The organism is Mobiluncus sp. (genome assembly GCF_985070215.1).
The window spans coordinates 1-21,358 of record NZ_CFKZQR010000034.1 but is presented as its reverse complement, the minus strand read 5'-3'; the positions used below and the strand labels follow the sequence as shown (position 1 = coordinate 21,358).

The window sequence follows — 21,358 nt, the reverse complement described above, 5'->3', positions numbered from 1 at the left end:
CTATGGACATGGCGGTGATGAATCCCGAGGTGGCAGGAGAGGTCAGGTTCAATCCCCAAGTTTGCGCCAATTGACCCAAACCGTAGAGAACCCCCGCCCCGAAGCCGAGAGCCAGCGTCTTCCAGCCCGCCGTGCGCAGTTCCCGAAACCACAACGCGCAAGCAATCAGGGCCGCGAGAGTAAAGCGCACGGTCAGGAAGTCAGATGCTGGAACATCATCCAGGACATGATCCTTTACCATAAAAAAAGTTGACCCCCACGCAGCGCAAACTGAAGCCAACGCTAAAATGGGGATTAACTTTTTCATCACGATGTCCTTATCTGTGCTAAGCGATTAGCGAGCGGCGTGGCCCTCCACATAATCGGTGTCTTTGTTGGTATTCCATGTAAACATCTGGCGCAGCTCGGCACCGACTTTTTCAATCTGGTGGCCTTCGCCTTCGGCGCGCAGACGCTTAAAATCAGGGGCTCCGGCAGCTTGATCGTCCATGAAACGCTTGGCGAAGCTGCCGTTTTGGATATCCGCCAAGACGTCCTTCATGTGGGCCTTCACGTCGGGGGTGATGACGCGCGGACCGGAGATGTAGTCGCCGTATTCGGCCGTGTCGGAGATAGACCAGCGCATCTTGGACAGACCGCCTTCGTTGATGAGGTCCACAATCAACTTCATCTCGTGGCACACCTCGAAGTAGGCGATTTCGGGCTGGTAGCCAGCTTCGACCAGGGTTTCAAAACCGTACTGGATGAGCTTAGACACCCCGCCGCACAGCACGTTCTGTTCACCGAACAGGTCGGTTTCCGTTTCTTCGGTGAAGGTCGTCTTGATAACGCCCGCGCGGGTTCCGCCGATGCCTTTCGCGTAGGACTTTGTCAGTTCCCAAGCGCGTCCGGATGCGTCGCATTCCACGGCGATAACATCTGGCACACCCTGACCGGCAACGAAAGTACGGCGCACCACGTGCCCCGGACCCTTGGGAGCCACCATGCACACATCGTGGCCGGGACCGGGCTTGATGTAGCCGAAACGGATGTTGAACCCATGAGCAAAGAACAGGGCGGCGTTCGGCTTCAGGTTCGGCTCGATTTCGGCGGCATAGACCTTGCTCTGCACCTGGTCAGGCAGCAGAATCATGACCACGTCGGCTTCTTTCACGGCATCCGCCACGGTTTTCACCATCAAGCCCTGTTCCTCGGCCTTCGCTCGGGAGGAGGAACTTTCGCGCAAGCCCACGACCACATCGACCCCAGAATCGCGCAAGTTCAGCGCATGGGCATGACCCTGCGAGCCGTAACCAATTACGGCCACCTTCTGAGACTGAATGAGCGACAGGTCAGCGTCGTCTTCGTAATAAATTTCCGCCATGATTTTTCTCCTTAATTAATTGTAGAGGTGTTTCGTTGAAAAAGATATAGGGTGTTTTTCCTTGTAAAGACTAGGCAAAGTCCGGTTAATTTGCCCCTAAATTTGATCGGTGATGGACTTCGATCCGCGTCCAATCGCGACGTTGCCCGATTGGACGATTTCACGAACTCCGTAAGGCTCCAACTCGCGCAACAGAGCCGCGTGTTTTGCCGGAGAACCAATGGATTCGATGACCAGGGTGCCCCGCGACACGTCCACGACATGAGCCCGGAACAGGTCCACAATCTGGAGTACCGCGGTTCGGTTCGTGTCGTCAGCCGAAACTTTGATGAGCATGAGTTCCCTCTCGACGGCTCGTTCGGGTTCCAACTCCACGATTTTCAGTACGTTCACCAGCTTGTTCAGCTGTTTCGTGACCTGTTCCAGGGACACTTCGGAAACATCGACCACGATGGTGATGCGCGAAATTTCGGGTTTCTCAGTTTCTCCCACCGCGAGGGATTGAATGTTAAAGGCACGGCGGGCAAATAGCGCCGCCACGCGGGTCAAAACGCCAGGCTTGTTTTCGACAAGCACCGACAGGGTATGCGTCATACTCATGTTTAGTCCTCCCAGGTCACAGTCTTGTCAGGGGCATAAATGACTTTGTCGTTGGTCTGCCCGGCGGGAACCATCGGGAACACCATGGCATCGGGGCTGACCAGCACCTCGACTACGACCGGACGGTCGTCAATCTGGTGAGCTTTCTCCAGGGCTTTTCGCAGGTCTTTCGGGTCGGTAACCCTAATTCCCTCAGCTCCGTAGGCTTTTGCCAAAAGCATGAAATCGGGGATTCCCACCCGGTTTGCCTCATCGAGGTTGCGGGCTCCGTCATGCAGGTCGGTCTGAGAATAGCGTTCGTTATAGAACAGGGTCTGCCATTGACGCACCATCCCCAGCGAGGAGTTGTTGATGAGAAGCACCTTTATCGGGATATGCGATTGGGTGCAGGTGGCCAGTTCCTGATTCGTCATCTGGAACGAACCATCTCCGTCTATGAGCCAGACTTCCCGATCCGGATTGGCGACTTTTGCGCCCATCGCGGCGGGGACGCCGAATCCCATCGTTCCCAGACCGCAAGACGAAATGTAGGTGCGCGGGTAACGGTAGGTCATGAACTGGGACGCCCACATCTGGTGCTGGCCGACCCCGGTGACCACAATCGCGTCATCGTCGCTAACCTCGTCAAGCACCTTGATAGCCTTTTGCGGGCTGACCAGGCCGTCCAGTGTATCGTCGAAGTACGCGGGGTACTTGTCTTTCAGTTTGGTCAAGGACTTCATCCACGGGGTTAAGTCCGGCCGGCCATACTGTTTGTAGGCTTGGGGCAGTGCCCGCAGTAGCGCGGCGATGACTGGTTTTAGATCTCCCACGATAGGAACATCGGCCTGACGGATTTTTGAGATTTCGGCCGCATCGATATCAACATGGATGACCTTGGCGTGAGGAGCAAAGGATTTCACGTCTCCGGTGACCCGGTCATCGAAACGCGTACCGAGCGCAATCAGCAGGTCTGCCTGCTGCATCGACAGCACCGCAGACACGCAACCGTGCATCCCCGGCATTCCCATGTGCTGCGGAGAGTCATCCGGGAAGGCTCCGCGCGCGGTCAGGGTGGTGACTACGGGAGCCCCGGTGGCATCAGCTAATTCTTTCAGCTCCGAGGTCGCATCGGCGGCAATTATCCCGCCGCCAATATAGAGCACCGGTCGATGCGCCCCCGCGATTTCGGTGGCCGCCGCCGCGACCTGCTGTTTGGAAGGCTTGCCAGGCAGTTTATATCCGGGTAGCTCCATCGGCGGAGGCCAGGTAAAGGCCATTTTTTTATTCTGAGCTGTTTTCGTGATGTCCACCAAAACCGGTCCGGGTCGCCCGGAGGAAGCGATGAAGAAGGCCTCAGCTAGGCGGGAGGGAATGTCCTCGGGACGAGTGACCAGGAAACTGTGTTTCGTCAGGGGCATTGAGGCACCAACGATGTCGGATTCCTGGAAGGCATCAGTACCGATAGACTCCGCTCCGACCTGGCCGGTTATCGCGACCACCGGGACCGAATCCATCATGGCGTCAGCCAGACCGGTCAGAAGGTTCGTGGCGGCCGGTCCCGAAGTCACCAGCGCTACCCCGGTTTTCCCGGTGGATTTCGCGTAGCCCTCAGCAGCGTGGGCGGCTCCCTGCTCGTGGCGGGTCAGCACGAAGTTTAGTTTCTGGGAGTCATACAGCGGATCGAAAGTGGAGAGAATCGCCCCACCGGGAATCCCGAAAATATCGGTCACTCCCAGTTCCTCCAAGGTACGAATGACAGCTTTCGCACCGGTCATGACTTCGCCGCGCGCTGCGGGATCAATTTCGTTGGGGGTCTCCTCGGGGCCATAGGCTCCCATGGATTTCGTTTCTGGTTCGCTCATGCACTCAACTGTAACTCTGGGGCGAAAAGGAAGAAAACTCGCAAGGGTAAAATCTCACTATGTGGATTCTGAACCGAATAATGAGACGCTTTCCTAAGGGGCAAATAATCCACCGTAAACCCGGAAACGGCGGCAACTGGCGCTCTAAAACCCAGGTTAGCCTTATTGTTGTCGCTGGCTGTGCCCTTAGTCCCGAAAATTCGCACCCGACAGATGGTTAAATCTGGTTGTGTTACAGAGATTGCATTTCCCAATAAAAGATCGGACCGCGGCGTTCCTATCGCGACGCTTGGAACGGCTTCGCAGCGAACGCAGCCGCGCCTTTACCCCCAAGAAAAAAGCTGCTGACGAGCCTATTGAAGTCAATACCCAGAGCATGGTGGAGTACGAGAAAATCCGTATCCAGCTCACGGACGTGTCCCGCACGATTATGCGTTTAGGCCATATGCTGCAAAGCTGTGGAGCTTCTGCCTACCGAATTAAGATTTCTATGGCGCGCCTGGCTACCGCGTTGGGAGCCGATGAGCACCACGTCCAAGTCACCTTCGGCGAAATCAGTTCTACCGTCTACCTGCGACCTTTTTCACGCACCGAAATCTCAGAACAGAGGGACTTTGGCACCAACGCGGCCAAACTTGATCGACTCCGGCTCTTTATCCAAAACATCAAACCGGACACACCCGTCAGCGAGGCAAACCGGCTCATGGATCGCATTGAGTCCTACAAGCCTGAGTTCAATAAAGTTGCCAACACTCTGGCAGCGGGTTTTGCCTGCGCCTGTTTCTGTTTCCTGAACCGCGGCGGGCTCATCGAGTGCGTTCTGGCCGGTTTAGCGGCAGGATTCGGGCAAACCGTGCGTCGGATGATGATGTCAAAGAAAACAAACCATTTTGCGGTCTGGATGACCGCTGGTTTTGCCGCCTCTCTGGTCTACATCGGCTGCGCCGTGCTGCTGGAGACAATGCTGCAGCGCGCCTATTCACCAGCAGTTCTGGCGGCTATACCGCCTTGGATAACGGCTGATCCTCTCGGATTCCGGGTGGGAATTGTCTCCGCGGTACTGTTTTTGGTTCCCGGTTTCCCTCTCATTACCTCGATGCTCGATTTGGTACGCCTGGACCTTTCCGCCGGGATACCGCGCCTGGTTTATACCTTGATGTTGATCATTTCAGCCGGAGCGAGCGTGTGGATTGTGTCCCTAATCTTCCAGTGGGCAGTAGACCCCGCGGTGAACCCGCCTCTGGAGGGGCATTGGCTGTACCTCGCTCGAACATTCTGTTCATTTGTGGCCTCTGCCGGGTTCGCCATGCTGTTCAATTCGACCCGACGACTGTGCGTCTATGCCGGGTTGATATGCGCTCTGGTCAATCCGTTGCGTTTTTTCGTTGTGGAATCGGGATTCAATTGGCAGTTTTCGGTAGGGATGGAGGCGCTGGCAATCGGTCTGCTTGCTGACGTTATTTCCCGTCTGTCGAACTTTAACTATTCACGAGTCTCGCTGTCCGTGCCGGCAGCGGTGCTGATGGTTCCCGGGGTCCCTCTCTATTCAGCTTTAGTACACCTCAACGAAGGGAACACGATAGGAGCTATCGCCTCCCTTAGCGAAGTGTCCGTGGTCATTTTGGCCATCGGCATCGGACTTTCCACAGCCCGCATGCTCACGGATCGAAATTGGTTGCAAGACAAGGAAATTGTCGACACCCACCCCGTTCTTAATGCCGACACTGACGATTCTTTCAGTATGCGCTGATAGACTGACTTTGTTGGTTTTCCCGACCACAAGGTTGATTTATCACTACGTCTCTGGAGGACATTTTGTTCGAATTTTTCGCAGCCCACCCAATTGTCCTTTTAGCTGCTTTATTGGGAATAGGCATGGCCTTTGGGCACATCAAAGTCAAAGGTGTTTCTCTGGGCGCAGCCGCGGTGTTGTTCCTCGCTATCGGCGTCTCCGCCTGGGCCAGTGCTTCGGGCATAAAGCTCATGATTCCGAAAGAAATCGCCGTACTGGGACTCTCTTTGTTCGCATTTTGTATTGGTTCAAACTCTGGTCCGAACTTTTTTGCGACCCTACAAACTGCCTGGAAATCAATCCTCCTGTTGGTCGGAGCCTATGTGGGAGTCAGTGCTGTCGCGGTGGGAATCGGCACCTTGCTGGGAATGCCAATCAGCCAAATTGTGGGAACCCTCTCCGGGGCACTGACGAACACTCCGATGCTCGAGGCGGGAGGGGAAACGTCCGGGGATATCGCCACGGCCACGATCGGTTATTCCATCGCCTACCTTTACGGCGTTCTCGGAATGCTCTTTTTCGCGTCCCTGGCACTGAAAAAAGGCAAAAATGACCGGGACGCCCCCAGTCCTGTCGTGTCCAAAACGATTCGGGTGGAAATCGACACCCACCCCCACTTGGGCGAAATTTTTGAGAGATTCAACGAAAAGTTAGCTTTTTCACGTCTGCGCCGCGGCGAACAAGGACCGATTACCCGACCCAATATGTCTGATACGCTCAACCCCGGCGATTTGATTACCATTGTCGGGGAAGCCTCAGCCGTTCACACCATTATCGAAGAATTGGGCCATTCGTCTTCCCATTCGCTACAGACTGACCGCAGCTACCTCGACTATCGACGCATTACTCTTTCTGATGCCTCCAAAGCTGGCAAGACCATTGCGGAATTGAACATGGGTGACCGCTTTGGTGCCACGGTGTCACGAGTTCGACGCGGAGACGTAGACATGGTGGCTTACCCGGACTTTACGTTGCAGCTGGGCGACCGGCTACGCGTGGTGGCGCCGAAATCAAGCATCTCGGTCATCACCAAATACCTGGGCGATTCCACCCGCGGACTCACCTCACTCAACCCGGTAGCGCTGGGCATCGGGATGACCTTAGGTTTCCTCATTGGTGAGATTCCCATTCCCAACCCCGGAGGCGGATACTTCAACATCGGGTATGCCGCCGGAATCATCATTATGGGATTGATTATGGGCCGCGTGGGGCGCATCGGTCCATTCGTTACGACTCTGCCCTACACTACGGGTCAGGTCTTGGGCGAAATCGGTCTGCTACTGTTCCTGGCACAGGCCGGAACGAATGCCGGAGGCTCCATTCAAACCGCTTTCACCAGCGGGGATTGGTGGAAGATCTTGCTTCTCGGCTTCATCATCACCAATCTTTTTGGTCTCACCCTGTTCATCCTGATGCGTCTGGTGGCCAAAATGGGAGGCACGAAGCTCTCCGGCTTCATGGGCGGCGCCCAAACACAGCCGGCGGTGTTGGGATTCGCTAATGACCAAACCAACACCGACCCTCGGGTTTCCCTGGGCTACGCCATGGCTTATCCCGTAGCGATGATTACCAAGATTCTGTGCGGAACCTTTGTCGGGATGCTTTAGACCGCTGCAGCCCCGCCCTTACTGATGGTAGCGGGAGACGAGTTTGCTTAGTTGGCTGGAAGAATCAGCAACGGCCTGACCAGCCTCCAAAGTCGTACGCGCCCCCTCCGCAGACCTCTCCGCCGTAGACGAAACCGTCTCAATCGAACCCACAATATCCTGAGTCGTCTGCGCAGCCCCACGAACCACACCAAACATCTCATTCGTCGTCGCCGTCTGCTCCTCAACCGCCGAAGCAATCGTCTGCTGAGAATCATTAATCCGCGAAATAATCTCACTAATCTGAGTAATAGCCTCAGCCGCCTTGGTGGAGTCTTCCTGAATAGAACTCACCCGCTCAGAAATATCCGCCGTAGCCGCCGCCGTCTGCGCAGCCAAATCCTTAACCTCACCAGCAACCACCGCAAAACCCTTACCAGCATCACCCGCACGAGCCGCCTCAATAGTCGCATTCAACGCCAAAAGATTCGTCTGCTCCGCAATCGAAGTAATCGAATTCGTAATCTCCCCAATAGACTGCGAAGACTCACCCAACGTATCAATAACCTTCGTCGCCGAACCCACAGACTCAACCGCCTCCTCAGAAATCTGCGAAGCCGACGTAGCCGACTCAGAAATCTGACGAATCGCAGCCTGCATCTCCTCCATAGCCGCACTCAAAGTATCCATATTCGTAGCCAACAACTGCGCCTGCTCAGCAGCCCCCGCCGCCCTAGCCCGCGTATCCTGAGCAGTCTCATCCAACTGGGCAGCCGTATCAGCCAAATTACCAGCATGCTCCTGCAACCCCACAGAAGTACCACTAACCTCACCAATCAACTCATTAACCTGATCATTCTGACCATTAAAAGCCCTCGCCAAATCCCGAATCTCCGGCACACCCGTATCATCACGCAACCGAAAACCCAAATCATACTGATCATGATTCTGCAAAGCCACAGTATGCCGAGACAAAGGCAACCGGACAGTTCGTAGTGCCGCAATCAGGAACAGCAGTACCACCACAGCCAAAATAATAAATATCGCAATCAAAATATAGATGGTGACCTTTTGCAGGGAGGCAGCTCGACCCATTTGCGTATCGGCCGCATTGGCAGCCCCGGTTTCCAGCTGATTCAACATATTCAAAGGCGACATCACGGACTTGTACGAGTTGGAGTAGGTCTCTCCAAACACCAGGTCTGAGGCTGTTTGCAGCTGTGCCTCCGCATCCATAGCCAATTTCTCAGGCGAGAATTGGAAGTTTTCCAAATCGTTGGGCAGAGCGCTAAAGTCAGCTCCGCGACTCAAAGCAGCCAAAGCCATGGCGTGAGTCTCAGTTTCTTGAGTGATTTTTCCTGCTTCCGAAGACTGCTGCACCAGCTTGCTTTCATCTTCCGTACCACCGTTGTCGGCGATGAGGCTAGCCCCGTACTCTATATCGCGATTCACATAGACCTGGTTGAAGTAATCCATCATGGCTTCTTCCAGGCCGGAAATCACAAATACTCGCGCATTATCCGCCATATGTGTCCGGGCATTCTCTATGTAGGCAATCCCGTTATTACGCCGGTTGGATTCGTCTTGGGCCCGATTGACCTGACCTGTCGCGATGATAGTGCCAATTTGAGCGGCTACGCCCAAAATAGTGAGCGCCAGCACAATACTCATAGTGAATTTAATCATTGATGAAAAACGCATTTTTCATTTCCTCCCTGAAGAAAATTAAGCAATTGGCGGATTTAAGGTTGCGTAGTTGAGCGCGATGAATTCCTCGCCCCAGGGCGCAAGTACTTCTTTCAGCATTCCCGTATCCATCATCTTTTGGAGACCGGCTTGAATGGCTTTGGCCAGCTCAGGATTGTCTTTCGCAGTGACCGGGCCCTGCGGTGCCACCTGGAAAGCCTCACCGATAGTGGCGAATTTCGGATTCCTCGACTCGGCGTAAGCCATAATTGGGCTCTCCCCGATGATGGCATCCAAGGTTCCGTCCGCAACCTGTTGCACCAACTTATCTTGGTCAGCATCAGAGACAATCTGTATCGCTGGTTTTCCAGCTTTCACACAAGAATCGCTGGCCGCCTGCAAAGTTTCGGCTTGAGTGGTGTCTGCCTGGGTGGCGACTTTCAATCCGCAAGAGTTGGCGGGATCGAAATTATTGGGGTTGCCCGCCTGGGTGCCATAGATATATCCCGATTTAATGTAGGCAACCATATTGTTCTGAGCCATTCGGGTCTTGTTGAGAGTCATGGATGCCATGCCGATGTCATAGGTGCCATCGTTAACCTTGGGAATAATTGCGTCAAATTCTTCATCGGCAATTTTCAGTTCCGACACGCCCATCAGCTTTGACAAGGCTTTTAAGACATCGACTTCGTAGCCCACCGGCTGATTGTTGTCATCGAAGAACTCGGCGGGAGAATAGGGAATATCCATCGCGACCCGCAGCGTATCCCGGTTTGCCTGCGGCACCATCGCCGCGATTTCAGAATCCGGTTTGATGGAATCGAAGTTATAGGATTTCACTTCCGCTGAACTGGTCGAGCCGGAACAAGAAGTAAGCGTTGCTCCCAACAAAGCTGCACCCGCTGCTGCCGAGATCATCTTCACTATGAGTTTCATTGCCTTTGCTTTCCTCCCCTGAAAAGGGGCATCGCCAACAACTCTACCGTTCCATAGTATCCCAGAGAGAAAAATTTGAAAGGGATTTCAGGCAATCGGCGGGTTTAGCGTGGCGTAGTGCAACGCTATAGTCTCTTCACCCCAGGGAGAAAGCACATCCGCAAGCATTCCCGTATCCATCATTTTTTGCAGACCAGCGCGCACCGCTTTGGCCAACTCCGCATTGTCTTTCGCGATGAAAGGACCCTGCGGAGCCGTCTCGAAGGGCTCCCCGAACATCTCAAAATTCTGGTATTTTGCCTGGTTATAGGCCAAAATGGGCGTTTCTCCAATGATGGCATCAATGCTTCCCTGGTCGACCTGGGAAATCAATTTGTCCTGATCCGGCTCAGTAATGATGGTGACCGGCGACTTACCGATTAACACGCACTGATCGCTGGCCGCCTGCAAAGTATCGGCCTGCGTGGTGTCCGACTGCGCCGCCACGGTAAATCCACAGGGCGAGACCGGGTCAAAATCCTTCGGGTTATCTCGCTGGGTTGCATAGCTGTAACCTGCCTCAACATAGGACACCATATTGCCCTGACGAAGCCGCTCTTTATTCAACGTCAAAGCGGCCATGCCCAAATCATCGGTGCCCTCGTTAACTTTGGGAATGATGGAGTCAAAATCTTCGTCGATGAATTGCACTTCTTTGATGCCCATTACCTTAGCGAGAGCTTTCAAGACATCGACCTCATAGCCCACAGGCTGATTGGCGTCATCGAGAAATTCCGCCGGGGAATAATGCAGTTCCATCGCAACCCGCAGCGTATCCCGGTTTGCCTGCGGCACCATCGCCGCGATAACCGGATCGGGTTTGATGGAATTAAAATCGTAGGACTGCATCGCCCCCGGTTTTCCTGCTAACGCACATGACGAAAGCGCCACTGCCGTCATTGCTACACACGCTGCCCCAACCAACCTCATCGTGGTTTTCATGTCAGCCAACTGCCTCCTGCTCTAGGACGAATCTCCGAATTGTAACCAGGGTTAGCACTAACCGAAGCACCCAAAAATGTACTCCTACCTGGCTGAATATTCACTGAAAAAATCACTCTGTTGACGTGAAAGTGTCCCGGTCCAAAATTGCCAAAACGTGACCCAACACCGGTGTGAGAACCTCTACTGTATCACGCACGGCGCCTGGAGAACCGGGGGCACACACCACTAGCGCGGCTCCTGCTGCCCGCGTGGAAATCCCCACCACAGGCCGAGACAGCATACCCAGGGGCCCAGCCTGTCGGTTACGTTCCAGCAACGCGGCCTCCACTCCGCTCAAACGGGCTTCCACTAGGCCCTCAACGGCTTCGGGAGTGAGGTCACGCGGGCTAATCCCCGTTCCGCCCGTGGTAAAGACCAGCCGCGCCCCACTGCGACACGCCGCCGACACGGCCTTGTGAACAGAGTCCACTCCGTCGGGAACTACCACCGGTCCGGTCACCACGAATCCCAGGTCTGCCAGCAATTCCACCGCCAACGGACCGGACCGATCCGGGTTTAGACCCGCGGAAACGGAATCGGAAACCGTAATGACACAAGCCGGTGTCTGTGACGGCAAAGACTGTTCAGTGTGGCTCATGATTCCCGCTCCCACGTCCCCGAACGTCCCCCGGATTTATAGGTCACGAAAGCCTCGCGCAAAGTAATCTGGCGGTCCACCCCTTTCAGCATGTCTACCAACGCCAACGCCCCCACCGTCACCGCGGTCAAGGCCTCCATCTCCACGCCGGTACGTTCCACGCATTTCACCGTGGAGCGCAAAATGACCTCGTCGCCCTCCTGGGTGATGTCCAGGGCTACGTAGTCGATTCCCAAGGGGTGGGCCAACGGGAGCAGTTCCGGGGTGCGTTTCACGGCCTGTATCCCGGCGATGCGCGCCACCGCCAAGGCGTCTCCTTTCGGGACTCGATTATCCCGCAAAGCGGCGGCTACCTGAGGCGATACACTGACTACGGCACGTGCCCGCGCTTCGCGCAACGTCTCACTTTTCGCTGACACGTCCACCATGCGGGCCTCGCCGCGTTCGTTCAAGTGGTTCATAGGCAGGGTATTTTCCATCACAAGTCTTTCTGGGAACATCCCCATTTCGGGGCTAGTTTTCTGAACTGACCCTTCTAATATATGCAGGAAATCGTTTCCCTTACTAGAATTGTCAGGTGGAATTTTTTGGGATCAGCGGTTCGGAGCTGCTGCTCATTTTGGTCGTGGGTGTCATCGTCATCGGCCCGAAGCACGCCGCCCAAGCTCTGCTGTGGTTCAAAGGAGTAATCGAGTGGCTGCGGGCGTGGTCCGCCCGTCTGCGCGAAGAAGCGAAATTCACCAAGTCCGGCCTCAACGTAGATTTAAAAAATTTTGATCCGCGCGAATATGACCCGCGCAAGATGATTAAAGACGCGGTGGCCGAAGAAATGCAGCTGTGGATGGAACAAGCCACCAGTATCGAGAAAGCCGCCACACCGGGCCTTGTGCCGGGAAAAACCCCGGACAACCCCAAACCGTCGCCAGACCCTAAACCTGACGATTCCCCTGCTAACCCTCCGGCCAAGCCTCCAGACGCTCCTCCGGCCACTCCCCGTCAAGAAAAGCCCGCGTAAACTGATAAACTTGTGGTGATTTAGCCCTATACAGAGGAGAGATTAATGGTTCCGGCACATGTGATGTTGTTCAGCGTAAGCCCCGCAGTGTGGATTACTGTCATCATTATTTTGGTCGTGGTTTTCGGTGCCTCGAAACTGCCGGAAATTGCTCGCAACGTGGGCAAATCCGCAAAAGTCCTGAAGGAAGAACTCAACGATTTGACCGAGGACACCAAGGCTGACGGAAAAGCTATCGAGAGCAAAAATGACGCCGCCAACGATTCCTCGAAAACTGACCCGGCCTCAGGCAACGATGCCGCTAAGTAACCGCTCCAGTGCCCACTGAGAAACCCGCCGACCAGAATCGTGATGCCAACTCAGAAGGCGTCATGACGGTGACCGCGCACCTTGCTGAACTGCGAAAACGCATAATCTGGTCATTTGCGGGCATAGCCCTGGCAACGATTGGCGGATGGTTTCTCTATGGAATCGCGCTGGCACACATTACCGCCCCCATGAAAGACGTCACCGGGGCCAACCTGAACTTCCAGACCATCGGCGCGGCCTTTGACCTGAAAATCCGCGTGTCCCTGTGGCTGGGGGTGCTTATTGCTTCGCCGTGGTGGATTTTTCAGATTTTGGCTTTCATCTGGCCCGGTCTGCGTCGCCGGGAACGGTTCTGGATGCTGATTTTTGGTGTGGCCGGAGTCATTTTGTTCGCTGCTGGTGCGGTATTCGGCGACTGGACCGCGCCGCGGGCCGTATCGATTTTGTCCTCATTTACACCCCCGGATTCGGCGATGCTGCTGCAGGCCGATGCCTACATCAAGTTCTATATTCGCCTGGTGTTAGCGTTCGGGATTTCTTTCTTGATTCCCGAAATTTTGGTCATGCTGAACTTCCTCGGAGTGTTGAGTGCCCGCACCATGTTAAAAGGCTGGCGCTGGGCGACGATGGTGGCGTTTATTTTCTCGGCTATCGCCAACCCTCTACCAACCCCGTGGCCCGTCATTTTGCAGGCTTCAGCTCTGCTGGCACTGTATTTCCTGGCGGTCGGCATCGCGGCATTCCATGATTGGCGCCGAAACCGGAAACAACCGTAACCGCGACAACTATCAAAACCGCGCCGAGGTCAGATTTCGAGGACTTTCACAATCGACCAAGGCGCCACGGATTCGACATCTCGGTCTATCAGCATCAAAGCGTTCGCTTTATGCAGCGAGGCTACCAGGTGTGACTTCGATCCTAAGGGGTGGGTGCGCTGAACCGTGGGGGTTTGTCCCGGCTGTCCCGGCGTCAAGCGCACCGGCACCACCTGGACTTTGCCTCGCGGAGAGGTCCACGCCTCCACCACGGTCGCTTCCTGGCACTCGTGCACCCGCTGTGGGTCACGCCCGCCGAGCTTCGCCAGTACCGGCAGTGCAAACAGATGCCACGAGACGAAAACCGAAACCGGGTTTCCCGGCAGAGTCAGCACCGGTATCCGGCGCCCGCCGCTCGCCTGCACGAAACCGTAACCTTGAGGTTTACCCGGCTGCAGGGCAACTCGTGCGAAATGAAATCCCCAATCGCTGACACCTTGTTTCACCACCTCATAAGCGCCGGCCGAAACCCCGCCCGAAGTGATGACCAGGTCGCTCACGTCCGCCACCCGGCGCAAGGTATCACGGAACTGCGCCACATCGTCCCCGCATTGACCCGCGAAACTGACCTCCGCCTGGGCCACTCGTGCCAAGGCAGCTGCCAGAGACGAGTTTGAATCCGGAATCATCGACCCTTCCAGCGAGGCCCCCGCTCCCGCCAGTTCGGAACCGGTGGCGATAATTCCCACCCGGACCCGCGGGAAGGCCGTAACTGTCGCGTAGCCCCCGGAGATTGCCGAAGCGATTGCCCCCGGGCTCATGACTTCGCCGGCAGCCAGAACTTCGGTGCCGGCCGGCAGGTCCTCTCCGGCCTGGCGCACATTCGCCCCGGCTCTAGGGACACGATGAATGGTGACCGTTTCCGGTAGCTCAACGGGACCGGGCTTTTGATCCGTGTCCTCCACTTTCACCACGGTGTCCGCCCCCGCGGGCATTTTCGCGCCGGTCATAATGCGCCACGCCTGACTCGGCTGGCACTCGGCGCTCGGCTCTGTACCCGCCGGAATATCGCCCGCCACCGGCAACGTTACGGAACCGCCAACCGGCAGACCCGCGCTATTGAAAGCAAAACCGTCCATCGCCGAGTTTGTAAAGGGCGGCACCGGCAGACGCGAAATGACCGGTTCGGCCAGGGTCAATCCCAAGGTGTCGCCTACCGGGAGCTCCCGCGGGGTCAGCGGGGTGATTTCGGCCAAGAGACGCGCCAAAAATTCCTGGTAATCAAGCAGTGTTTCTGTCTCACTCACGATTGTTCTCCTTTGAGTTCACCAGTCTTGCCGGACAGTGTTTCGTAACAGTTTGGGTTTTGGGATGAGGCGGCACGCGCCGAATAATCCACCACGTTCCATTTGCCCATGCGGGCGTCTCCAATGACCAGGCGTCCGATGAGGGGCTCGCCCCAACCTGAGACCATTTTCAGGACCTCGGTAGCCATCAGGGACCCGGCTTGCCCACAGACGGGGCCGAGGATTCCCGCGGTGGTGGAGTCCGGGGTACTTGCGGGCGGAGGCGGAGTCGGATAGAGCGTGCGTAAACACGTCCCAACCTCCGGAGAAAACACGCTGACCTCGAAGTTTGCTCCGACTGCGGAGCCCCAAACCAGAGGTCGCGCCAACTTTGCGCAAGTGTCAGAAACCAGGTATTTCGAGGCAAACGTGTCGGTGGCGTCCACCACCAGGTCGTATTGGGCGATGATTGCGGCGGCGTTCTGAGCATCCAGCGCCGGCTCCTCGCAGACGTTCACCTCGGGGTTCAGCGCTCGGACAGTGGCGGCGGCAGAAGCGGTTTTTGGCTCGCCTTGGTGGTCAAACGGGTGAATGACTTGGCGTCCTAAGTTGCTCAGACTCACCGTGTCGCCATCGGCAATCCCCAGGGTTCCCCCCGCCGTGGACAGGCCGACCCCGGCGGCAGCGAGGTACGCAATGATGGGAGAACCTAGCCCGCCAGCACCTACCACCAGGACTTTTGCACTCGTGACGCGCTCCTGACCGGTTGCTCCAAAACCTGGAATCGCGCAATGTGCGGCATAGCGGCTGCGGGTTTGGAGGTCTGCGTCAAGGTTTGACCAGGCGGCGTCTCCCTCGGAAAAAACCTGTTTCTTCCAGATGGGAACCCGGTCCTTGATCGCATCGACCAGCCAAGACACTGTAGAAAACGCAGCTTGCCGATGAGCGGCGGAGACTCCGACCAAAATAGCTACCTCGCCGACCGACAGATGCCCCACCCGATGCAGCAACGCAATTTCCTGCACGCCGGGAACCGTACTGGCCTCACCGGCAATCTGTTGCAGTTCACGGGCGGCGTCCGGGTGCGCGCTGTAGGTGATAGCCTCCACTCGACGCCCCTGGTCGTGGTTGCGCACGCGGCCGATGAACACGAGCTGGCACCCGGCTTCGGGCGCGATGAACCCCGCCTCAAATCGAGCCGGGTCCAAAGGCTCATCGGTCAGATCCGCTTGCAGTATGGTTGCCAAAGATGCTCCTAAATTAATTCCAAAACTACGCGAGGATGTTAACTAGCCACCGGCAAATGGAGGTAATACGTCGATGGTGAGGTCGGTGAGGTCGCCGAGGTCCGCGAGGCGTTTCTGGCCCGATTCGCGCAGACCCCCCACCAGGTATGACGAAATGGAGAGCACCTGATTTAATTCGCGGCCATCTCCTCCCGCCTGGGCCGCCGCATCAGCCACGCTCACGTCCCGCTCCACTTGTGCCGTCGCCGTATCGGTGCCCGCCGCATCCGCGGCCGCCGCGAAAAAACGCACTTGTACACCTACCGTGTTACCTCCACTATCCCGCATCTTTACCCCCCAATCTGAGCCATCGGAATCGTTGGAGAATGAAAGTCCTGCTGACCCAAGCCGTGCCCGGAGGGTTTTTCCCAGGTTACCGCCGCCCAAGCCTGCGCCAGTTCGTCATCGCTAGCACCTCGGCGCAACATCGCCCCCAGGTCACAGCTCAAGTTAGAGAACAGGCAGGGACGCACCAGTCCGGTCGGGGATAGCCGGGTTCGGTTGCAGTTGGCGCAGAAAGGCGTGGATACCGAAGAAATCAACCCCATCGTGCCCAGGCGCTTTGTGCCCGCGGGGTTAAACACCTGAAAACGGGTTGCCGGGGCATGAATATCAATATTTTCGCGCACCGGGGACAAACGAAATTCGCGTTCTAAAGCCGGGCGCAGTTTAGAAAAATCCAGTTGCTCAGCGGAACCAACCCGGACCGTGTGCGGGCCGAAGGGCATATATTCAATAGCGCGCCACTCGATACCCCGCTCCAGGCAAAACCGCAGCAAATCCGGAGCCTCGCGCAGACTGACCTGGTCCAACATGACCGTATTCATTTTCATTGGCTGGAAACCTGCGGAGAGCGCGGCGTCAATACCCTCCAAAGCCGAGGCGAGTTCATCGCGCCCGGTGATTTCTGCAAAACGGGCAGGGTCGAGGGTATCGAGAGAAATGTTGACGCGCTGAACTCCCGCCGCACGCAGGGCCGAAGCCAGCGGCGCCAAACTGCCGGCGTTGGTGGTGAGAGCCACCTGGGGGTCACGCCCCGCAGCCGCAAACATGTGGGTAATCCCCGCTGCAATCTCTAACAAATCCGGGCGCAACAGCGGCTCCCCGCCGGTCAGGCGAACCTGAGTAATCCCCAGGCGGTGAATCGCGATTCCCGCCAAACGCAAAATTTCTGAGGAATCCAACAGCTCCTGACGCGACACCCACTTGACGCCCTCACGCGGCAGGCAATACGAACAGCGTAAATCACAACGATCGGTCACCGACAAGCGCAAGTCTCTCGCAGTTCGCCCCCAGCTGTCTCGCAACGGCAAAGCCCAGGGAGACGCGAGCCCAGATGCCTGTCCCACACGATTGACTCGTGTCAGCGTCTCAGTCAAACCTACCTACTTCCTCAGCCCTCGGCATATCTCGCCATTCTATCGCGTCTCAATTATTTTTACAGTTCACTAGGCATTTGTGGGTTCGTCCTCGCCCGATGTTGCCTTTCCGTTATGCTGAAGGAGTGAGCCCATCGGCTCACTTAATTTTTGACCGTACTCATTGAGGAGCAGACATGGCAGAAGAAAAACGCAAAGACGATCCGGAAAAAATGGCAAAAATGGCGGCATGGCTGCAAGCCGCTAGCCAGGAACTCAAACTACCGGAAGGGACTATTGCCCCCGTCCAGGAGGAACTATTGAACCTCATCAGCGATGTCGCGCACGGACCGTCTCGTCCGGGGGCTCCCCTCACGGCTTTCCTGGTCGGATTTGCCGCGGGTGGGGACATTGCGCAAGCGGGCGAAAATGTGGCAAAACTTCGCACCCTGGTGGCAAAGTACCCCGCAAACTAAGACTTTCGCTGATGTCCTGAGCAACGCGTGGGTGTTTTCCGCAAAAATCGGTCTAACACCAGAATATGTCCGCAAAATTTAAGATAAGGTGGCAAATATGTCTCAATTACGAATTAAGGACGCAGCAAATTTGCTGGGTGTTAGCGATGATACCCTACGCCGGTGGATAGACGCCGGTCATCTCAGCGCCAGAACCGATAATGCGGGACGCAAAGTCGTAGACGGAGCTGAACTGGCGAAACTAGCTCAAAACAAAGCCAAAGATTTTGGTGACGCGGATTCCACGGGTTTCATTTCAGCCCGCAACCATTTCCGCGGCCTAGTCACCAAAATCGTTTCCGACACAGTCATGAGCCAAGTTGAATTGCAATGCGGTCCTTTCCGCGTGGTGTCCCTCATCTCCACCGAGTCGGTCAAAGATCTCGGACTGGTGCCCGGCGCGGTCGCTACCGCCCGGGTCAAAGCCACGAATGTCGTAATTGATGCATCTTAGGGAAACCCTGACGACACCCTTGTGCCGCCACAATGAAACGGTCGACAACGGAAAACCGCCGACCCGGCTTATGCGAAAGGAAAGCTCATGAAAACACTCGCGCGTCTCGGAGCAGGCTTGGCCGTCCTGGCCCTGGTCGCCACCGGCCTCACCGCTTGCGCACAGGACAACGCCAACACCGCGAACTCAGAACCGAGCGAAACGGCCGAGGCCAAGATGATTCAGGTATTTGCCGCCGCCTCTCTCAAGGCCAGCTTCACTGAGCTGGGCGAATCTTTCCAGAAGGAAAACCCCGGCATTACCGTGAAGTTCAACTTCGACGGCTCCTCCTCCCTGTTTGATCAGATGCAGGGCGGCGCTAAAGCTGACGTGTTCGCCTCCGCTGACGAAAAGAACATGAAGAAAGCGACCGACGCGGGTCTGAACGCCGGCGAACCGAGCATTTTTGTGAACAATACCCTGACCTTGGCGGTACCGAAAGGTAACCCGGCCGGGGTTACTGGTCTGGACGACTCCCTCATCGGCAAGAAACTGGTCATCTGTGCCGAGGGGGTTCCCTGCGGCAACGCCTACCGGGAGCTGGCGCAAAAGGTCGGTTTCATCGGTCAGGCTGTGTCCGAAGAGACTTCGGTGAAGGACGTAATGGGCAAGGTCGTCAGCGGCGAAGCTGACGCGGGCGTGGTGTACCAGACCGATGCGCTGGCGGAAAAGGACGCGGTGGACACCATCGATATTCCCGGCTCTGACACCGTGGTCAACGCCTACCCGATTGTGGTCACCAAGATGGCTGCCGACAACGGCAACGATGCGGCCGCAAAAGCCTTCGTGGACTACGTGTTGTCCGATGCGGCGCAAAAGGTCTTTGCCAGGTACGGGTTCATGAGTCCCGCTAAGTAAAGGCTCACGTTGAACGCTAATAACCACGGCTTTCCCCGCTGGCTGTATCTGCCGGCGGGGATAGCCTTGCTGTTGGTCGTTTTGCCTATTGTCGGGCTCATGGTGCGAGTGCCGTGGACCCGTCTGGTGGAAATCCTGACCCGCGACGAATCCCGCGATGCTTTGCTGTTGAGCCTGCGTACCTGCCTGGTGTCGCTGGTGCTGGTGCTCATACTAGGCACTCCCTTGGCGCTGTTGATTTCGCGCACCCAGGGATTTTGGGCGTACGTGTGGCGTACTTTCGCGGTCCTACCCATGGTGTTGCCGCCGGTCGTAGCTGGTTTAGCGCTTTTGGTTACGATGGGGCGCCGCGGCGTAGTGGGACAGTACCTGTCCTTGGCCGGTATCGAGATCGGTTTCACCACCATAGCCGTGGTGCTGGGGCAAACGTTCGTGGCGATGCCTTACTACGTGGTGTCCCTGGAGTCCGCACTGCGCACTTTTGATTCCGGTTATGAGCGGATTGCGGCAACCTTGGGGGCATCTCCGACCTATGTGTTGCGCCGTGTCACGCTACCTTTGCTGAGCCCTGCCATAGTCGGGGGTGCCACCATGGCTTTTGCCCGCGCCTTGGGCGAATTCGGAGCCACCCTGACTTTCGCGGGTTCTCTGCAAGGGGTGACCCGGACCCTCCCCCAGGCTATCTATCTGCTGCGCGAGGACGACTCCGACCTGGCTTTGGCATTGTCCGTAGTGCTGGTGCTGTTGGCGGCCACGATGATGGGATTGTCGGCCATCTTTACCACCCGCCGCACCAAGCAGCTCACGACACAACCGGAAAGTGGTGACGACCAGTGAAAACTCGTCACGATACGGCAGCAAATCCCGCGGAATTCCCCACCGCCACCACCACGGCCGGAAGTGAAGTCCTGGTGAAAGCGGGCATTAAGGAACGCAACGTTACGGTGCAGTGTGCTTTTCCAGCGGGACTCATTACCGCCATAGTCGGACCGAACGGGGCCGGGAAGTCTACAATTCTGGGGATGATTTCCGGGCTGCTGGCCCCCGATTCAGGAGAGGTCCGCAGTGGGGATACGGTGTTTGCCGATGCCTCCCGCTCCTTGCCGCCCCATCAGCGTCCTGTCGCGATGCTGACCCAAAAACCTCTGCTGTTTCCGCACTTGAGCGTGTTGGAAAACGTGGCGTTTGGACCGCGAGCCCGGCATCGGTCACGGGAGGAAGCCCGGCGCATCGCTCGCCAGGAGTTAGCGGCGGTGGGTGCTTTGGAACTGGCGGATCGTCCCGCCACGGCTCTGTCCGGCGGGCAGTCGCAGCGCGTGGCGATTGCGCGAGCCCTGGCGACACACCCGCAAGTCGTACTGTTGGACGAACCGTTTTCTGCCCTTGACGTTGAGACTGCCGCCAAACTGCGGGAAGTACTGTCGAAACGGCTGCGTCAAGAGCCGCGGCCGACCGTAATTTTTGTCACCCACGACCCGCTCGACGTATGGATGCTGGCCGACCATGTGGTCGCCATCGAAAACGGCCATTTGATTGGGGAAGGCACAGTGGTAGAAATGCTGGGTCAGCCTGCCACAAAGTTCCTGGAAAATTTGTCCGGCATGAACCTGTTGGCCGGAGTCATTGAGGAATCCGGCGAAGTCGCCACCATTGATGCCGGCGGGGTGAAACTGACGGGACTGTGGCAGGGCAAGCATCATCCCGGCCCTCAAACCCCAGCTCTCACCGCTTTTGCCCCCCAGTCCGTGGCTCTGTTTGAAACGGCTGTTTCCGGCTCCCCGCGCAACACCTGGCCGGCGCGCGTCACGGACATCACGCCGCGCGGCGCGGTGCAGTGGATCAGTTTGGAACTGGACGGGGGGCAAAGCATTCAAGCCGTCCTGACCCCGCAAGCCGTCAGCGCCCTGCAGCTGGCTCCCGGTTCGCCCATTTTCGCCGAGGTCAAAGCCACTCAGATTACGGTGTATCCGCGCTAGGTTTTTATAAACCGTAAATATAGGGGGAAAATAGCCCGATCGCTGCCATTATTGGCAGCTACCCGGCTATTCTCCCCTT

General features: G+C 56.7%; 23 protein-coding genes. 10 read left to right on the top strand and 13 right to left on the bottom strand.

The features are described 5' to 3' along the window. From AC5LBQ_RS07275 to AC5LBQ_RS07260, 4 genes are all read right to left on the bottom strand, one after another. On the bottom strand, positions 1 to 241 hold a 241-nt coding region (locus AC5LBQ_RS07275), incomplete at its 3' end, for an EamA family transporter (RefSeq protein ID WP_491680960.1). 93 nt (positions 242 to 334) lie between these two features. Next, positions 335 to 1,363: a ketol-acid reductoisomerase gene (gene ilvC, locus AC5LBQ_RS07270; protein ID WP_297346890.1), complete on the bottom strand. Its 1,029-nt coding sequence runs from the start codon at positions 1,361 to 1,363 to the stop codon at positions 335 to 337. A 96-nt stretch (positions 1,364 to 1,459) separates the two neighbouring features. Beyond that, the gene (ilvN, locus tag AC5LBQ_RS07265; RefSeq protein ID WP_295027507.1) at positions 1,460 to 1,963 is read right to left on the bottom strand and encodes an acetolactate synthase small subunit; all 504 of its coding nucleotides are present in this window, start codon (positions 1,961 to 1,963) and stop codon (positions 1,460 to 1,462) included. A gap of 2 nt (positions 1,964 to 1,965) precedes the next feature. Beyond that, complete coding sequence (locus AC5LBQ_RS07260; protein WP_307742066.1) at positions 1,966 to 3,807, bottom strand: acetolactate synthase large subunit; 1,842 nt, start codon at positions 3,805 to 3,807, stop codon at positions 1,966 to 1,968. 229 nt (positions 3,808 to 4,036) lie between these two features. Between AC5LBQ_RS07260 and AC5LBQ_RS07255 the strand changes: the two genes are divergently transcribed. Together AC5LBQ_RS07255 and AC5LBQ_RS07250 are read left to right on the top strand one after the other, a co-directional pair. Beyond that, a complete protein-coding gene (locus tag AC5LBQ_RS07255) occupies positions 4,037 to 5,557 on the top strand; it encodes a threonine/serine exporter family protein (RefSeq protein ID WP_297346096.1) in 1,521 nt (506 codons plus the stop codon). 65 nt (positions 5,558 to 5,622) lie between these two features. After that, positions 5,623 to 7,206 (top strand): aspartate:alanine exchanger family transporter, encoded by a 1,584-nt coding sequence (locus AC5LBQ_RS07250; protein ID WP_295027510.1) that lies wholly within the window; start codon positions 5,623 to 5,625, stop codon positions 7,204 to 7,206. 18 nt (positions 7,207 to 7,224) lie between these two features. Here the strand turns inward: AC5LBQ_RS07250 and AC5LBQ_RS07245 are convergent, their stop codons facing one another. From AC5LBQ_RS07245 to moaC, 5 genes are all read right to left on the bottom strand, one after another. Next, positions 7,225 to 8,871 (bottom strand): methyl-accepting chemotaxis protein, encoded by a 1,647-nt coding sequence (locus AC5LBQ_RS07245; RefSeq protein WP_493265060.1) that lies wholly within the window; start codon positions 8,869 to 8,871, stop codon positions 7,225 to 7,227. 39 nt (positions 8,872 to 8,910) lie between these two features. Then, positions 8,911 to 9,807 (bottom strand): transporter substrate-binding domain-containing protein, encoded by an 897-nt coding sequence (locus AC5LBQ_RS07240; RefSeq protein ID WP_295027514.1) that lies wholly within the window; start codon positions 9,805 to 9,807, stop codon positions 8,911 to 8,913. Between the two features lie 87 nt (positions 9,808 to 9,894). Then, complete coding sequence (locus AC5LBQ_RS07235) at positions 9,895 to 10,788, bottom strand: transporter substrate-binding domain-containing protein (RefSeq protein ID WP_295027538.1); 894 nt, start codon at positions 10,786 to 10,788, stop codon at positions 9,895 to 9,897. Between the two features lie 112 nt (positions 10,789 to 10,900). Beyond that, positions 10,901 to 11,428, bottom strand: coding sequence for a MogA/MoaB family molybdenum cofactor biosynthesis protein (locus tag AC5LBQ_RS07230; RefSeq protein WP_307742069.1), 528 nt, complete (start codon positions 11,426 to 11,428; stop codon positions 10,901 to 10,903). After that, entirely contained in the window at positions 11,425 to 11,907 is a 483-nt protein-coding gene (gene moaC / locus AC5LBQ_RS07225; protein ID WP_282921382.1) for a cyclic pyranopterin monophosphate synthase MoaC, read from the bottom strand. Before moaC ends, AC5LBQ_RS07230 begins: the two co-directional genes overlap by 4 nt. 98 nt (positions 11,908 to 12,005) lie before the next feature. On the opposite strand from moaC, the gene AC5LBQ_RS07220 reads away from it, so the two are divergent. Genes AC5LBQ_RS07220 through tatC form a run of 3 tightly spaced genes read left to right on the top strand, consistent with a single transcriptional unit; the run spans position 12,006 to position 13,528 of the window. Continuing rightward, the gene (locus tag AC5LBQ_RS07220) at positions 12,006 to 12,443 is read left to right on the top strand and encodes a twin-arginine translocase TatA/TatE family subunit (protein ID WP_493265059.1); all 438 of its coding nucleotides are present in this window, start codon (positions 12,006 to 12,008) and stop codon (positions 12,441 to 12,443) included. 45 nt (positions 12,444 to 12,488) lie between these two features. Beyond that, positions 12,489 to 12,752, top strand: a complete 264-nt coding sequence (locus AC5LBQ_RS07215; protein ID WP_307742071.1) for a twin-arginine translocase TatA/TatE family subunit — start codon at positions 12,489 to 12,491, stop codon at positions 12,750 to 12,752. An 8-nt stretch (positions 12,753 to 12,760) separates the two neighbouring features. After that, a complete protein-coding gene (gene tatC / locus AC5LBQ_RS07210; protein WP_493265058.1) occupies positions 12,761 to 13,528 on the top strand; it encodes a twin-arginine translocase subunit TatC in 768 nt (255 codons plus the stop codon). A 29-nt stretch (positions 13,529 to 13,557) separates the two neighbouring features. Here tatC and AC5LBQ_RS07205 read toward each other — a convergent pair whose 3' ends face one another. Genes AC5LBQ_RS07205 through moaA form a run of 4 tightly spaced genes read right to left on the bottom strand, consistent with a single transcriptional unit; the run spans position 13,558 to position 17,458 of the window. Next, positions 13,558 to 14,814, bottom strand: a complete 1,257-nt coding sequence (locus AC5LBQ_RS07205; RefSeq protein WP_493265057.1) for a molybdopterin molybdotransferase MoeA — start codon at positions 14,812 to 14,814, stop codon at positions 13,558 to 13,560. After that, positions 14,811 to 16,040 carry a ThiF family adenylyltransferase gene (locus tag AC5LBQ_RS07200; protein ID WP_493265056.1) on the bottom strand — a complete coding sequence of 410 codons (1,230 nt, stop codon included), beginning with the start codon at positions 16,038 to 16,040 and terminating at the stop codon, positions 14,811 to 14,813. Before AC5LBQ_RS07200 ends, AC5LBQ_RS07205 begins: the two co-directional genes overlap by 4 nt. A gap of 42 nt (positions 16,041 to 16,082) precedes the next feature. Next, entirely contained in the window at positions 16,083 to 16,367 is a 285-nt protein-coding gene (locus tag AC5LBQ_RS07195; protein ID WP_493265055.1) for a MoaD/ThiS family protein, read from the bottom strand. A 2-nt stretch (positions 16,368 to 16,369) separates the two neighbouring features. Continuing rightward, positions 16,370 to 17,458 carry a GTP 3',8-cyclase MoaA gene (moaA, locus tag AC5LBQ_RS07190; protein ID WP_493265054.1) on the bottom strand — a complete coding sequence of 363 codons (1,089 nt, stop codon included), beginning with the start codon at positions 17,456 to 17,458 and terminating at the stop codon, positions 16,370 to 16,372. Positions 17,459 to 17,634: 176 nt separating this feature from the next. On the opposite strand from moaA, the gene AC5LBQ_RS07185 reads away from it, so the two are divergent. The 5 genes from AC5LBQ_RS07185 to AC5LBQ_RS07165 all read left to right on the top strand — a co-directional run bounded on the left by AC5LBQ_RS07185 (position 17,635) and on the right by AC5LBQ_RS07165 (position 21,279). Beyond that, positions 17,635 to 17,913, top strand: coding sequence for a DUF6457 domain-containing protein (locus AC5LBQ_RS07185; protein WP_295027523.1), 279 nt, complete (start codon positions 17,635 to 17,637; stop codon positions 17,911 to 17,913). 97 nt (positions 17,914 to 18,010) lie between these two features. Continuing rightward, a complete protein-coding gene (locus tag AC5LBQ_RS07180) occupies positions 18,011 to 18,406 on the top strand; it encodes a TOBE domain-containing protein (protein WP_493265053.1) in 396 nt (131 codons plus the stop codon). An 87-nt stretch (positions 18,407 to 18,493) separates the two neighbouring features. After that, on the top strand, positions 18,494 to 19,303 hold the full coding sequence (modA, locus tag AC5LBQ_RS07175; protein ID WP_493265052.1) for a molybdate ABC transporter substrate-binding protein: 810 nt from the start codon (positions 18,494 to 18,496) through the stop codon (positions 19,301 to 19,303). 9 nt (positions 19,304 to 19,312) lie between these two features. After that, on the top strand, positions 19,313 to 20,140 hold the full coding sequence (locus AC5LBQ_RS07170; protein ID WP_493265051.1) for an ABC transporter permease: 828 nt from the start codon (positions 19,313 to 19,315) through the stop codon (positions 20,138 to 20,140). Next, positions 20,137 to 21,279, top strand: coding sequence for an ABC transporter ATP-binding protein (locus AC5LBQ_RS07165; protein WP_493265050.1), 1,143 nt, complete (start codon positions 20,137 to 20,139; stop codon positions 21,277 to 21,279). Before AC5LBQ_RS07170 ends, AC5LBQ_RS07165 begins: the two co-directional genes overlap by 4 nt. The last annotated feature ends 79 nt before the right edge of the window (positions 21,280 to 21,358 follow it).